Origin of the sequence: Streptomyces sp. NBC_00322 (assembly GCF_036147535.1) — a bacterium.
GTDB lineage: Bacteria > Actinomycetota > Actinomycetes > Streptomycetales > Streptomycetaceae > Streptomyces.
In genome coordinates this window covers 1,689,630-1,702,805 of record NZ_CP108019.1, presented here as the reverse complement: position 1 = coordinate 1,702,805, position 13,176 = coordinate 1,689,630, and the positions used below count along the sequence as shown (strand labels likewise).

Annotated in this window: 12 protein-coding genes; 6 read left to right on the top strand and 6 right to left on the bottom strand. The window is 68.9% G+C overall.

Features of this window, described 5'->3' with window-relative positions:
- Positions 1–201 precede the first annotated feature (201 nt).
- Together OG905_RS07735 and OG905_RS07730 are read left to right on the top strand one after the other, a co-directional pair.
- The gene (locus tag OG905_RS07735; RefSeq protein ID WP_328666937.1) at positions 202–1,476 is read left to right on the top strand and encodes a VWA domain-containing protein; all 1,275 of its coding nucleotides are present in this window, start codon (positions 202–204) and stop codon (positions 1,474–1,476) included.
- The gene (locus OG905_RS07730; RefSeq protein ID WP_328666936.1) at positions 1,476–2,300 is read left to right on the top strand and encodes a hypothetical protein; all 825 of its coding nucleotides are present in this window, start codon (positions 1,476–1,478) and stop codon (positions 2,298–2,300) included. The genes OG905_RS07735 and OG905_RS07730 overlap by 1 nt, the downstream gene beginning before the upstream one ends.
- Positions 2,301–2,343: 43 nt before the next feature.
- On the opposite strand, the gene OG905_RS07725 is transcribed toward OG905_RS07730, so the two are convergent.
- Genes OG905_RS07725 through OG905_RS07710 form a run of 4 tightly spaced genes read right to left on the bottom strand, consistent with a single transcriptional unit; the run spans position 2,344 to position 6,245 of the window.
- Positions 2,344–2,829, bottom strand: coding sequence for a peroxiredoxin (locus OG905_RS07725; RefSeq protein ID WP_328666935.1), 486 nt, complete (start codon positions 2,827–2,829; stop codon positions 2,344–2,346).
- Complete coding sequence (locus OG905_RS07720) at positions 2,813–3,292, bottom strand: hypothetical protein (RefSeq protein ID WP_328666934.1); 480 nt, start codon at positions 3,290–3,292, stop codon at positions 2,813–2,815. The genes OG905_RS07725 and OG905_RS07720 overlap by 17 nt, the downstream gene beginning before the upstream one ends.
- 37 nt (positions 3,293–3,329) lie before the next feature.
- The gene (locus OG905_RS07715; RefSeq protein WP_328666933.1) at positions 3,330–4,739 is read right to left on the bottom strand and encodes a tannase/feruloyl esterase family alpha/beta hydrolase; all 1,410 of its coding nucleotides are present in this window, start codon (positions 4,737–4,739) and stop codon (positions 3,330–3,332) included.
- A 33-nt stretch (positions 4,740–4,772) separates the two neighbouring features.
- Positions 4,773–6,245 carry an extracellular catalytic domain type 1 short-chain-length polyhydroxyalkanoate depolymerase gene (locus OG905_RS07710; RefSeq protein ID WP_328666932.1) on the bottom strand — a complete coding sequence of 491 codons (1,473 nt, stop codon included), beginning with the start codon at positions 6,243–6,245 and terminating at the stop codon, positions 4,773–4,775.
- Positions 6,246–6,821: 576 nt separating this feature from the next.
- Here OG905_RS07710 and OG905_RS07705 point away from each other — a divergent pair.
- The gene (locus tag OG905_RS07705; RefSeq protein WP_328666931.1) at positions 6,822–7,187 is read left to right on the top strand and encodes a hypothetical protein; all 366 of its coding nucleotides are present in this window, start codon (positions 6,822–6,824) and stop codon (positions 7,185–7,187) included.
- A 39-nt stretch (positions 7,188–7,226) separates the two neighbouring features.
- Here the strand turns inward: OG905_RS07705 and OG905_RS07700 are convergent, their stop codons facing one another.
- Both OG905_RS07700 and OG905_RS07695 read right to left on the bottom strand, forming a co-directional pair.
- Positions 7,227–7,619 carry an ATP-binding protein gene (locus tag OG905_RS07700; protein WP_328682099.1) on the bottom strand — a complete coding sequence of 131 codons (393 nt, stop codon included), beginning with the start codon at positions 7,617–7,619 and terminating at the stop codon, positions 7,227–7,229.
- 382 nt (positions 7,620–8,001) lie between these two features.
- A complete protein-coding gene (locus OG905_RS07695) occupies positions 8,002–9,264 on the bottom strand; it encodes an ABC transporter substrate-binding protein (protein WP_328666930.1) in 1,263 nt (420 codons plus the stop codon).
- Between the two features lie 158 nt (positions 9,265–9,422).
- Here OG905_RS07695 and OG905_RS07690 point away from each other — a divergent pair, with 158 nt between their 5' ends.
- From OG905_RS07690 to OG905_RS07680, 3 genes are read left to right on the top strand one after another with little or no spacing between them, the layout of a single operon-like run.
- The gene (locus OG905_RS07690; RefSeq protein ID WP_328666929.1) at positions 9,423–9,926 is read left to right on the top strand and encodes a PadR family transcriptional regulator; all 504 of its coding nucleotides are present in this window, start codon (positions 9,423–9,425) and stop codon (positions 9,924–9,926) included.
- Positions 9,923–10,708, top strand: coding sequence for an ABC transporter ATP-binding protein (locus OG905_RS07685; protein WP_328666928.1), 786 nt, complete (start codon positions 9,923–9,925; stop codon positions 10,706–10,708). Before OG905_RS07690 ends, OG905_RS07685 begins: the two co-directional genes overlap by 4 nt.
- Positions 10,709–10,711: 3 nt before the next feature.
- Complete coding sequence (locus OG905_RS07680) at positions 10,712–13,021, top strand: ABC transporter permease (protein ID WP_328666927.1); 2,310 nt, start codon at positions 10,712–10,714, stop codon at positions 13,019–13,021.
- Positions 13,022–13,176: the final 155 nt, after the last annotated feature.

The following is a 13,176-nucleotide window of genomic DNA, read 5'->3' as shown; positions in this document are numbered from 1 at the left end:
CGGCAGGGCCGCACATTCAGCCCGTCCGGCGTTTGAGGACACGCGCGAAGCGCGTACGGGGAGGTTGGGGGTCCCCCCGGACGGAGTCTGGGGGAGGGCGGGGTGGGGAACAGGCCCGCCGCAGGCGCAAACCGACACCGCCCAACCCCCGCACCGCCCACCCGTTTTGGCTCGCCGCGCGATCATCAATACCATCCGGTGATGATCACAAGAAAACGGCTGGCGGCCGCTACCTGCGGCCTGCTCGCCGCCCTGGCCGCCGCGCTCCCCCCAGCCGTCGCCGCCGCCGACGAACCGGCAGCCAAGCCACCGTCCCCCAAGGTCGAGCTCGTCCTCGACGTCAGTGGCTCGATGCGCGCGCGGGACATCGACGGCCAGACCCGCATGTCGGCCGCCAAGCAGGCGTTCAACGAGGTCCTCGACGCGGTTCCGGGCGAGGTCGAGCTCGGCATACGCACCCTCGGCGCCGACTACCCCGGCAAGGACAGGAAGGTCGGCTGCAAGGACACCAAGCAGCTCTACCCCGTCGGGCCGCTGGACCGGACCGAGGCGAAGACCGCCGTGGCGACCCTCGCCCCCACCGGCTGGACCCCGATCGGTCCCGCCCTGCTCGGCGCGGCCGAGGATCTCAAGGGCGGTGACGCGACCCGGCGGATCGTCCTCATCACGGACGGCGAGGACACCTGTGCCCCGCTCGACCCGTGCGAGGTCGCGCGCGACATCGCCGCCAAGGGGATCCATCTCGTCATCGACACACTGGGCCTGGTCCCGGACGCCAAGACCCGCAACCAGCTCAGCTGCATCGCCGAGGCCACCGGCGGTACGTACACCTCCGTGCAGCACACCGACGAACTCTCCGACCGGGTGAGCCAGTTGGTGGACCGGGCCGCCGAGCCGGTGGTCACGCCGGTGGCCACCGAAGGCGCGGCGGAGTGCGCGAAGGCCCCGCAGCTCAAGGCCGGTCTCTACAGCGACCGCGAGAAGTTCGGCGAGCACCGCTGGTACCGGGTGGACGTCCTGCCCGGCCAGGAGCTGCGCGCCTCGGTGAGCGTCGCGGCCGACCGGGCCGTCAACAACGACTACGGCGTGCTGCTGCGGGCCGTGACCGTCCACGGCCGTGAGATCGTCCGCGGTTCGGAGGCGGGCGACGGACGCACCGATGTGATCTCCACCGGGCTGCGCTATCCGAAGGCCGAGTCGGAGGATTCCGACGGGGTGAAGCCGGCAGCGGAGACCGTCTGCCTCCAGGTCGGCAACTCCTTCTCGGCGCCCGCGTCGGTGAAGACGGACCCCGGCCTGCCCGTCGAGCTCACTGTCGACGTCGTGGACGCGCCCGACGAGGCGGCCGACGTGGCCGCCTTCGGTCTCGGCCGTGGCTGGTGGCTGCTCGCCGTCCTGGTGCTCACCGGCCTGGTGGCCGGTCTGCTGTGGGGCTGGATCTCACGCTGGCGCGTCGCCGTATGGAGGACCAACTGATGCGTATCGCACGTGTGTTGACGACCGCGCTGCTGACCGCCACCGCGCTGACCGGCACGGTCGGCTCAGCCGTGGCGGACGACCCGTCGCCCAGCCCGAGCAAGAGCGGGGATGCGGCCGGACCGACCAAGGCGGGCACCGGATTCCGTGACGCGACCGCCGTCGAGCAGGGCCACAAGGCCACCGCCGAGGCGTCCGCGGGCGACTACCTCTACTGGGTGTTCCCCGCCGACGCGGGCCGCCGGGCCACCGTGAAGGCCACGGTCACGCTGCCCGAGCCGGCGGCCCGGCACGGCGCGTCCACCTGGCGGCTCGATGTGTACGACGGGCTGCGCAGGCGCCAGTCCTGCATCTACGGCATGCAGGGCAGGGGCGCGGCCAAGGAGGCCACGTCGGTCGAACTGTCCTGCACGCTGCGTACGGTCCGCTCCTGGGCCGAGCCGTGGGACAACGACCCGCTGCCCGGCAGCTATTACATCCGGCTGACGGTCACCGATCTGCCCGCGGAAGACCTCGGCCTGCCGGTGAAGGCCGAGGTCGAGGCCACATCGGTCGACGCGGGCGGCGCGCACGCGGGCGGCGGTTCGCTCTCCGCCCCGCTGGTGCCGGGCACGGCCACCCGCGCACGGGACGACGAAGGCAGCACGCCGAAGCAGGCGGCGGCCACCATCAGCGAGCCGGACGGCGGCTGGTCGGCGGGCTGGTGGTCCGACCGCTGGCTCTGGACCGCGGCAGGAGGGTTGCTCGGCGCGCTGGCGGCCATCGGCGGTTACTCCCTCACCCGCGGATCCGGACGCGCCTCTCGCGTACCACCCGCGGCCTGAACAGTGCGGTGGCCACGGCAGCGATGCCGTGGCCACGCGTACGTCACGCGTCCTGGAGCGCCGCGAGCTGTCGGGCCAGCGTCTCCTTCGACTGGAACGTCGCCCCGAACAGAGCCACATGCTTCCAGTGCAGCGTCCCGTCGGCCGCTATGACGAAGACGGCACGCCGCAGCCCGATGCCCGGTGCCGCGATGCCGAAGGCTCGTGAGACGGCCCTGTCGGTGTCGGCGAGCAGCGGCATGCGGAGCCCGTACTTGCGGGCGAACGACTCATGGCTGTCGACGCTCTGCGGGCTGACCGCCCAGACCTCGGCGCCGCAGTCCGTGAACGTCTCCAGACCACTGGAGTACGAGCAGAGCTGCTTGGTGCACACGGTGGTGTCGTCGCCGGGATAGAAGGCGATGACCAGCGGGCGGCCCCGCTGCTCGCTGAGCGTGAAGTCGCGGCGCTCGAAGACGTCGTCGACCAGAATCCCACCGGGGAGGGTGAAGTCGGCGACGGACTGGCCGTGTTCAGGTGATGCTGCCAAGGGGACTCCTGCGGCTACGAGTGCGGACGGACGGGCGTACTGCCTTGCGGCCCCTCGTCGAGGGCGTCGTCGAAGGGCCGCGTACCCACACAGTCCACGCCGAAGCAGGTCCCGGATGGAAGACGAACCGGCGATCGTGGCCGGGTTGCAATCGAAGGTCATCGGCGGAACCGATGATGTGAAACGCCAGCCGCCTGCCGCCCGGGAACAGGTCGCGGATCTCCTGGAGGGTCAGCTCCCAGTCGTCGGCGAGCGCGCCGACATCCACGAACAGCACGGTGAACCCCTCGGCCTCCCGCAGGCGCAGGGCCCCGGTCAGCATCGGAGCGGTGGACCGGGCCAGCCGGCCGCTCACGGCGAGCCACACCTGTGGCCCGTCCTCCGCCAGTACACGTACCCGTATCGTCGCTCGCACCTGCGCCCCCAGAGCCGGTCCGCGCACCGCCGACCGGTGCGCTGCCACACGACTGTCATTCGGCGCCGGTGAGGCCGGGGATTGCTCAGAATCCGGTCTCTTTGCCCGCGAGGGAACATTCTTCGAGCAGCGTGCCCGGACCGGCACCTTCCGGACGGGCCACGGTGCGGCTCGGCACAGGCTGCCTGCCGTGTCCGATCCATGCCTCCAGAGCTCTGAAGGCCGAGCGGTGACAGGGCGTCAACGGCCGGAGTTTGTCCGGAAAGACGTCGTACAGCGAGTCGACATGCGTACCGCCTTCGATCCGGTAGTAGCGGAAGAGCCCGCTGCGGCCCGCGTCGCGCACCATGCGGGCGTACACATCGGAGTCCTGGCCGATGGGCAGCAGGACATCGAGAGTGCCGTGCAGGGTGATCAGCGGCTTTCCGATCCGGCCGGTCAGCCCGATCGCGGCGACGGCACGGCGGACCTCCGGGGGCCGGGAGGCGTACACATAGTCCGCGTCGCAGGCGGGCGTGCCGGGCGCGCAGTACGGGGTGCCCGCCTCGGTGGAGCCGTCGTAGCCCGGGTCCAGCTCCTCGCGATAGATCCGCTGGGTCAGATCCCAGTAGTACTGATGGTGGAACGGCCACAGAAACTCCGACCCCGCCGGATATCCGGCGGCAACCATGGCTCGGTGCGCCTCGTCCGCGCCGGGTCCGCCCGATGCGTAGAGCGGATAGTGGCGCAGCGCGGGTGGCAGGAAGGTCAGCAGGTTCGGGCCGCTCGCCCGCCAGAGCGTTCCCTCCCAGTCGACGCCGCCGTCGTACAGCTCGGGGTGGTTCTCCAGCTGCCAGCGCACCAGGTAGCCGCCGTTGGACATGCCCGTGGCGAGGGTGCGGGAGGGCGGGCGGTGGTAGCGCTGGGTGACGACCGCGCGGGCTGCCCTGGTCAACTCGGTGACCCGGTCGTTCCATTCGGCGATCGCCTCGCCGGGCGCGTCGCCGTCGCGGTAGAAGGTGGCTCCGGTGTTGCCCTTGTCGGTCGCGGCGAACGCATAGCCGCGGGAGAGCATCCAGTCACCGATCGCCCGGTCGTTCGCATACTGCTCGCGCACGCCGGGGGAGCCCGCGACGACCAGTCCGCCGTTCCAGCGGTCGGGCAGCCGGACGACGAACTGCGCGTCGTGCTTCCAGCCGTGGTTGGCATTGCCGGCGGACGTGTCGGGGAAGTAGCCGTCGATCTGGATGCCGGGCACACCGGTGGGTGTGGCAAGGCCCGCCGGGGTCAGCCCCGCCCAGTCGGCCGGGTCGGTGTGACCGGATGCGACCGTCCCCGCAGTCGTCAACTCATCGAGGCAGGACGCCTCTTGGTGCTCGGCACCCGGCACATGCAGCCGGGCGATCCGGGTGCAGTGGCCGGAGGCAGAGGTGTCCTGCTGATGGACGACGGCCGGGAGCGCGGCGACGGAGAGCAGCAGCGCGGCCGCGTAGGGAACGGCGAGGGGCAGGGGCACGGAGAGACCTCCTGGGGCGTACGGACCGTGGGGTCAGGGGCAGTTGCCGTCGGCGACGACGTAGTGGCCGATCGGGGATTCCTTGAGCGTGTGGGTGACGAAGGTGTTGTAGAGGCCCATGTCCTGCCGGGAGCCCTTGGCGTAGGCATGGCTGCCGTCGGTGGTGGCCCGCGCCGCCTGCACCTGGTGGTAGTTGTCGGTGGTCCAGCAGGCGGCGGTCGCCCCGCCGGTGGTGGTGGCACTGACCAGCCCGGAGCGCGCGCCTGCAGTTCCGGCGGCGTCGCGGGCGGCCACGCTGTAGCCATGAGCAGTGCCCGGGCTCAGACCCGTGTCGGCGAAGGACGCGGCCGCCGGGGTCGCGACACGCGTCCCGTCCCGGTACACCGCGTAACTCGACGCTCCCTCAACTGCCGTCCATGTCAAGGAGATTGAAGTGTCTGTGACACCTGTGGCCGTGAGCCCGGAAGGTGCCGGGAGACTGCCGGGACCCGGAGCGGGCGTGGAGCCGGCCAGGCCGAAGAACTCGGTGATCCAGTAGCCGGAGCAGATCGAGTCGATGAAGTTCGCGGTACCGGTCTGCCCGCACTGCTGCGGCCCGCTGCCCGGATCCACCGGTGTCCCGTGCCCGATCGCGGGCACCCGGTCGACCTCGACGGCGACCGTCCCGCTGCCGTCCGCCGCCAGGTACTGCTCCCGGCGTGTCTGATTCGGCCCGATCGTGGACGTACGGTCCGGGTTCTGGTCCACGCCGTGCACCGCTGTCCACTGGTCCCTCAGCTCATCGGCGTTCCTCGGGACGACCTTCGGGTCGTTGTCGCCGTGCCAGATCGCCACCCGCGGCCAGGGCCCTGAGTACGAGGGATAGGCGTCCCGGACCCGCTGCGCCCACACCGCGGGCGTACGGTCCACACCCGGGTCCATACAGGTGAGGGCGCCCGTGTCCTTGGTGCAGTCGTACGGCAGCCCCGCGATCACCGCGCCCGCCTCGAAGACGTCCGGATAGGCGGCGAGCATCACCGCGGCCATGCCGCCCCCGGCCGACAGACCGGTGACATACGTACGCGCCGCGTCGGCGCCGTAGGCACTTTCCGCATGCGCGACCATCTGGCTGATGGAGGCGGCCTCGCCCTGTCCGCGCCGGTTGTCGGTCGTCTGGAACCAGTTGAAGCAGCTGCTCACGTTGTTCGCGGAGGTCGTCTCAGCGAAGACCAGCAGGAAGCCGTGCCGGTCGGCGAAGGTCGTGAGACCGGAATTGTCGGCGTAGACCTGGGCGCTCTGCGTGCACCCGTGCAGCGCGACCACGACGGCCGGGTGCGCGGGGAGACCCGCGGGCCGGTAGACGTACATGTTCAGGGCGCCGGGATTGGCGCCGAAGCTGCTCACTCTCTCCAGAGGCACGGCCGCCTGGGCGGCGGGCGCCGGCGCCAGCCACAGGGCGGCCGCGAGCAGGACGAGGACGACGGCCAGACGGCCGGCCGGCTTGGACAGGCGTTCACGCAACGGCATCAGGGCCTCCCGCAGGCGTACCGAGGTGCGGTCACAGTAGGAACGGTGCCGGTGCGGGAGGAATGGTGACGGGGCCTATAGCGCGGGGGGCGGACGGCGGTGCGGGGACTGTTGCGGGTGCGGGGGTGGGGTGCTAGGCCCTGTCGTTCGGATCTTGCCGGGTTCGCGTGCCCTGGCACGCTCCCCCACAGCCTTCGGCGGGGGAGGGGCCCCCACCCCCGTAGCCCTTCGGGCACGGGAGGTGCCCCCATGCTGCGTTGCGTCAGTCGCCGACGCTCCGCGTCGGCTCTCCCCCTGCCTTCGGCGGGGGGACCCCCATCCTCCGGCCTGCAGCTGCACGCACCAGACCCCGCTCACTGATCCGGCCTGATCGACCGGACAGGACCTAGGCGGTGATCACCGTCTCGATGAGGCGACACACCCGGCGCGGGAGGAGGCGGAGCCGGCGATCGCGGGCGGCACCCATTTTTCGGTCACGATGAGCTCAGTCCGATAACTGACTACTTTTCATATGTGGAGGAACGGTATTGATTGTGGAGTTCGCGCATAGAGATCCATGAATCTGGAGGTACCACCATGGTCCGTCTCCGTTCGGCCTCGCTGGCCCTGCTGACCGCTGCCGCATGCGTCGCGCTCCCCGGGCTATCGGCCTCGGCCGCCCCCGGCGACACCGCGACCATGTGCTCGAGCTCCTTGACGCCGTCCGGCTGGGTCGATGTGCAGTGGTGGAACAGCTGGGCGTGCGGCACCACGTTCAACCCCAATATCAAGAAGATCCAGCAGGTCTCCGGCATGCCCATCGGCTCCACCGTGAACGCCTGCTCCTCCACACTGCCCCCGGCGGGCTGGGTGCAGGTGAACCGCTTCTACAGCGGCGCCTGCCAGTACTCAGCTGTGCCCAGCCATGACCCCAACACGTGGACGATCAAGCGGGTTTCCTGAGGCCGGAAGTCTCCCTCGGGAGGGAGAACGCCGGGTAGGTCAGAGGGGCAAGGAGACTTGTACGGCCTTGCCCCGTCGATCAGGGTCGCAGCGGACTTCCAGGGTGCCGTCGACCTCGGCAGCGAGGTCGTGGACCAGCCGAAGGCCCCGTCCTCCGATGTCATCCGGGTGCGAGGAGGGCAGCACGCGGGGGAGGCGGGGGTCGCGGTCGTGGACGGCGATCGTCAGACAGTGCTCGTCGGTCACGAGAGTCAGGTCGGCACGGGGGGACAGCCGGGCGGCGTGCTTGACGGTGTTGGCCACCAGTTCGGTGATGATCAGCAGCGCACGGTCGAGGCAGTCATCCCTCATGCCCGGAGTGCCCCCTACGAGCATGGCTTTGGCCGCGCGACGGGTGGCGGGGACTGAATGAGCGTGGGTCTGGAAGGTCATTTCATAGCGGAACCGGGGGGCGGCGCTCAGGGTCCGCACCAGCGACTCCTGTGCCGCCACACCATCTGCGCGGCCACTTTGAACCTGGGTTGTATACATTTCCAGTGACCGTCCTGAATTGTGTCGGACTGGAGTGCGATGGATCGCGATCGGCCTGATGTCCCGCAGAGAAGAGCGAGGCTGCGGCCGTGCGGTGTCGGCGGTGGAGGGGGCACCTCTTAGCCGGAACCTGGAGTTATGCATACATGTTAAGTAGGTGTGTGGGGGGCGTGTCAATGGCTGCCGGTGAAGGATCAAGATGTTATGTCCGGCAATGTCGGGCATCGCGACCGTCCGCGCAGTCGGCAGGAAGGCGCGTGCCGGCTGGCGCGCTCAGGGGAGCTCAGCCCCTGCGCACGATGGCCCGCAGCTCGTGTGCCAGGCGGGTGACCGCTTCATCCGAGGTCTGCCGGCCTGCGAGGGCGTCGTGAGCGACTGCCTGGACAGCCAGACTCACCTGCTCGTAGTGCGGACTCTTGGGGCGCGGCTTGGCTGTCAGGACGCTCTGCTTGAGCGTCGGCAGGTAGGGGAACCTGCGTACCAGGGCGGGGTCGGAGTACAGGGCCGCGCGTACGGGTGGCAGTGACCCCTGGGTGAGCACCTGGCGTTGGACGCGCTCGCTGGTGAGGTAGGCGATCAGCTCGGTTGCCGACTTCTGGTGCTGCGAGTTGGCGTTGATGGCGAGGTTGGAGCCTCCGAGGATGCTCGAACCCTGGCCGTTCGGTCCGGGCAGCGGGACGGCGCCGACCTTCCCGGCTGTCTTGGAGCCCTTCTCGTTGGCCAGGTCGTACACATACGGCCAGTTGCGCAGAAAGAGAAGGTCGCCGTTCTGGAAGGCACGCCGGGATTCTTCTTCCTTGAACGTCAGGGCATCCCGGGGAATCCAGCCGTCGCGAACGCCACGGGCGAGGAAATCAAGGCCCTCGCGGGCGGCCGGGGAATCGACGGTGACCCGTGCTCCCTCGTCGCTGAGGATCTGGCCCCCGGCAGACTGCATGACCTCGGCGATGTTGACCGTGAGCCCCTCATAGGGAAGGTATTGGCCGGCATAGCCGTCGAGGCCGTACTTGGGCGCGATCGACTTCGCCATACTCTCGAGTTCGCGCCAGGTACGTGGCGGCTGCCTGCCCTCTCGCTGGAGTAGATCCTTGCGGTAGTAGAGCAGTCCCGCGTTGGTGACATAGGGGACGGCGTAGAGCTCCCCCCGGAAGGTGGCGGTGTCCACGACCGGAGGCAGGAAGTCGTCGAGCGGGAACCGGTCGGCGTCGAGCGGGGTGATCCAGCCGGCGGCGGCGAATTCCGAGGTCCACGTCACGTCGATGTTGAGCACGTCGAAGCGGCCACTGCCCGAAGCCAAGCCGGTTGCCATTTGTGCGCGTACCTCGTCCGCAGCTTCCGGCAGCTCGATGACCTTCACCTTTTCGGCTGGGTGCGAGCGGTTCCACTCGCTCAGCACGTTGCGCAGATAATCTGTCAGGTCACCGCCGGTCACGAACGTCATCGGGCCGGTGTCAGCGGGCCGTTGTCCGCCGCCGTCCCCGGTGCAGCCTGCGAGGAGCAGGGCTCCGACCATGAGCCCTCCACTGGCGGCCCGCGCCCACCGCATGGATGCCTCCTTCGCGCGCCGCGTCGGTCGCTCTCCCGGCGTATGCTCTATGCATACCTGTTAGCCATGACGGATAGCGGACACCCGGTCGAAAAGGGAAACGAAGCCGGAGGAAGTCACAATCGCTTCCCTGATCCGCGGCGAGGGGAATACACAGAGTGCGTCTCGCCCTGCTGGTGCTCTTGTTCAAGGGGCCGGCTCATGGATATGAGCTGAAGCAAGCTCTTGAGAAGCTCATGGGTGCAGCTTACTCTCAGCCCAACATCGGGCAGATTTATGTCACTCTCAGTCGCCTGGAGAATGCGGGTCTGATCCAGGGGGAGGACGTCACTCAATCCAGTCGGCCGAACAAGCGCATCTACCGGCTCACCGAAGCCGGGCGGGAAGCGGTGGCTGACTGGTTTGAGGAGCCGGCAGAGCCCAAGATCCGGGACGATTTCTTCATGAAGCTCGCGCTCGCCCACGAGACGGGAGCGGCCGACCGGATCGGATTGATCAACAAGCAGCGTCGCCATTGCTTGAATGCCATGCGTGATCTGTCCAGGCTCGCGGCCTCGGAAGACCATGACAAGCGAATCTCGCAATTGCTGATCGAGGGTGCGATGCTGCACCTACAGGCTGACCTCGACTGGCTGGAACGCTGTCAGGAGGAGCTGGAATGAGCCGCGATGTCTCCTCAGCTGCTGATCCCCAGTCTGCTGCTGATCCCCAGCCGATGGTGAAGGCGCAGGGCCTGGTCAAGACGTACAGGGCGGAAGGCGCCGAGGCAAGGGCGGTGCGTGGCGTCGATCTGCAGGTGGAGCCGGGCGAATTCGTTGCCGTCACAGGGCCCTCTGGCGCGGGTAAGTCCACACTGCTGCATTTGCTGGGTGGTCTGGACCGCCCGGACAGCGGGAAAATCTGGCTGGACGGCCGACAGGTCGACTCGCTGAGCGAGGCTCGCTGGGCAGTGCTGCGCCGACGCAGCATCGGAATCGTCTTCCAGTTCTTCAACCTTGTCTCCAACATGACCGTGACCGACAACATCGAGCTCCCGGCTCTTCTGGCCGGCAAGAGTCCACGGCAGGCAAGGGCGAGCTGCGAGGAGCTGCTCGCTGAGCTGAGCCTGGAAAGCAAGCAGCGCAGCATGCCCGGCGAGCTGTCCGGAGGCGAGCAGCAGCGGGTGGCGCTGGCTCGTGCCCTGGTCAACCACCCACGCCTGCTCCTCGCCGACGAGCCGACCGGCAGCCTGGACAGCAAGGGAGGCCGCGATGTCCTGCGGTTGCTCACCCGCTTCCATCAGCGCGGCCAAACCATCCTGCTGGTCACCCACGACGCGAGGGCTGCCAGCACGGCGGACCGAGTGATCAGTTTCTTCGACGGCCAAGTCGTCGACGACGCGGTCCTCGGCGGTCCTGAGCATGTGCCGAGCAGTGTCGCCGACATCTTGAGAATCAAGGGTTGACTGATGCGGGCCACCGTGCGGTGGGCGCGCGCCGACCTTCGGGCCAACCGCGGCGAGGCACTGTTCATCATCCTGGCCACCGCAGGCATCATCGCCTCCCTACTGCTGGCGGGCGCGCTCCTGCAATATGCGGCCAACCCATGGCAGCGCGTCTTCACCGAGTCCTCCGGCGCGCACGTATGGATCCACACCAGGGCAGACGCGCTCACCGAGAAGCTGACCGACATCGACGGCGTCGCAGCCTTCTCCGGGCCCTTCCCAACTGCCCCCGCCACCGCCGAAATCCGCGGCGCGAAAGTGTCGCTGGAGCTGCGCGGTGCCCAAACCGAACCCCCCAAAGCGGCTCGCCCACTGGTTGACTCCGGACACTGGCTGGAGGACGACGTCCCCAATGGCATCGTGCTCGAGCGATCGGCCGCCGATGCGCTCTGGGTCAAGCCCGGCGACACTCTGCGGGTCCGCGGCAGCGACGGCAGAGTTACGACTCTTCAGGTCGTGGGGCTCGCGGACACCGCAGAACCGCGCTTCGTCCGTGGTGTGATGCCCGGCGTCGCCTGGCTGCTGCCCTCACAGCTTCACCGGGTCGAACCCGACAGCCGCCGTGTCGGTCAGACCGTCGGACTTCGGCTGGCCGATCCCCAGGACACCGATTTCGCCGTGCAGCAGGCGGTGACATTGATCGGTGCCGACCAGGTTGCCAAAGTCTCCACCTGGGAGGAGGCGCGGGACGAAGCGGAGGGCGACAACCGCCTCCTGGGACTACTGCTCGGCTCCTTCGGCCTGGGGGCCTTGCTGGCTGCCGCCCTCGCGGTAACCGGAGCCATCAGCACCCGAGTTCGGGGACATCTCCGGGACATCTCCGTCCTGAAAGCCATCGGCTTCACCCCCGGTCAGGTCGTCCGCGCGTTCCTGGTCGAGCATGCCGCCTTCGCGCTGATCGGCGTTGCCGTCGGGGCGACCGTCACGGAGACGCTGGGCCCACGGATTCCCGGCCGCATCGGGGACGCGATGGTGCTGTGGCGTGACCTGCCCGAGCATGCCTGGAGAGTCCTTGCCACATCACTCGGGGCGGTTCTCGTCATTGCGACAGCTACCGGCCTTGCTGCCTGGCGTGCTGGTCGCGTCTCACCTGTTCCCATCGCCCGAGGAGCCATCAAGAGCGGCCGCCGGCTGTCCAGAACTGCCAGATTCGCTCTGCGGCTGAGAACGCCCCCCGCACTCGTGCTCGGCTGGCGCGGGGCATTCCACCGCCCGGCGCGCGCCGCAGCGGCCGTGGGGCGGCTCGCGCTCCCACTGCTGATGATCACGATCGCTCTGGGAGCCTGGTCGACCCTCGACCGCTTCGAGAGCCGACCCGAGGACGTGGGACTTGCCGCAGAACTTCGCGCGAAGCCGGAGGGCATCGACGACGCGACGGCACGCAGGCTGCTGTCCGATCAACCGGGCGTGTCCGCGGCCCACCCGGGCGTCGAGGTTGCGGCGCTGGTCCCTGGCCAGACAAGGACGATCACGCTTCGCGGCCTGGGCACCGTAGGACACCCCTACCCCTTCACCATTGCTGAAGGCCGCACGATCCAGAACTCGGACGAAGCAGTGGCGGGCCAGGGACTTCTTGACCTCCTGGGAGCGGAGGTCGGTGACTGGGTCCGCATGACCGTCGGAGGCAGCCCGCAAGTCCTCCATATCGTAGGCCGCAGTATCGAGCCACAGGACGGCGGCCGCGTGATCTCCACAACCGTCGACACGCTTCGGGAGGGGGACGCCTCGCTGCGGCCCGAGTTCTACAACCTGGTCCTGACGCATGCGGCTGACCCCGATGCGGTGAGCAGTGCACTGGCCGAGTCGTCCCACGGCGGTCTCGAGGTGCGGAAGAACACCAATCCCGCCGACCAGCTCTCCGCCGCCCGCGGGGTCATCATCGGACTCGTCGGAGTGCTCGCCTTCATCGGTCTGGCCGAACTGTTCACGGTCATCGCCGCGGGACTTCGCGAACACGGCCGCGACCTTCTCGCCCTCAAAGCCATCGGGCTGACCCCCCGTCAGATCACCGCGGTGATTGTCACCAGCACGGGGTTCATCGCTGCGGCAGCAGCCCTGACGGGAACCATCCTGGGTGTGTACGTATCGACGTGGCTGATCGACCTGCAGGGGCGATCGAGCGGGCTCGGCGCGGGCATTGCCCAGCCTCCTTCCCCGGAAGTGCTGCTCCTGCTCGGCGGAGCGGCCGTCGCTGGGGCGATCGCCGTCTCAACCCTGCCGGCCGCGCGGGCCTCCCGACGCAGGCTGGCGGACACGCTCAGCGATGTCATGTGAGCTCACGGCACGCCCGTTACTGAGGGGAGTGCGCGATTACCTCCCGCGTAATCGACGGCCCCCGCCGAACCCGCCACCCTTGCGGTACCGGAACTCGGGCGGCGCACTCCGTTCGAGTTCCGGGTCCCCGACCAGCCCGTACGACCTCGATGGAG

Coding starts and splice junctions, on each gene's coding strand:
- OG905_RS07735 (WP_328666937.1), top strand. CDS start 202: ATGATCACAAGAAAACGGCTGGCGGCCGCTACCTGCGGCCTGCTCGCC.
- OG905_RS07730 (WP_328666936.1), top strand. CDS start 1,476: ATGCGTATCGCACGTGTGTTGACGACCGCGCTGCTGACCGCCACCGCG.
- OG905_RS07710 (WP_328666932.1), bottom strand. CDS start 6,245: ATGCCGTTGCGTGAACGCCTGTCCAAGCCGGCCGGCCGTCTGGCCGTC.
- OG905_RS07705 (WP_328666931.1), top strand. CDS start 6,822: ATGGTCCGTCTCCGTTCGGCCTCGCTGGCCCTGCTGACCGCTGCCGCA.
- OG905_RS07700 (WP_328682099.1), bottom strand. CDS start 7,619: ATGACCTTCCAGACCCACGCTCATTCAGTCCCCGCCACCCGTCGCGCG.
- OG905_RS07695 (WP_328666930.1), bottom strand. CDS start 9,264: ATGCGGTGGGCGCGGGCCGCCAGTGGAGGGCTCATGGTCGGAGCCCTG.
- OG905_RS07685 (WP_328666928.1), top strand. CDS start 9,923: ATGAGCCGCGATGTCTCCTCAGCTGCTGATCCCCAGTCTGCTGCTGAT.
- OG905_RS07680 (WP_328666927.1), top strand. CDS start 10,712: ATGCGGGCCACCGTGCGGTGGGCGCGCGCCGACCTTCGGGCCAACCGC.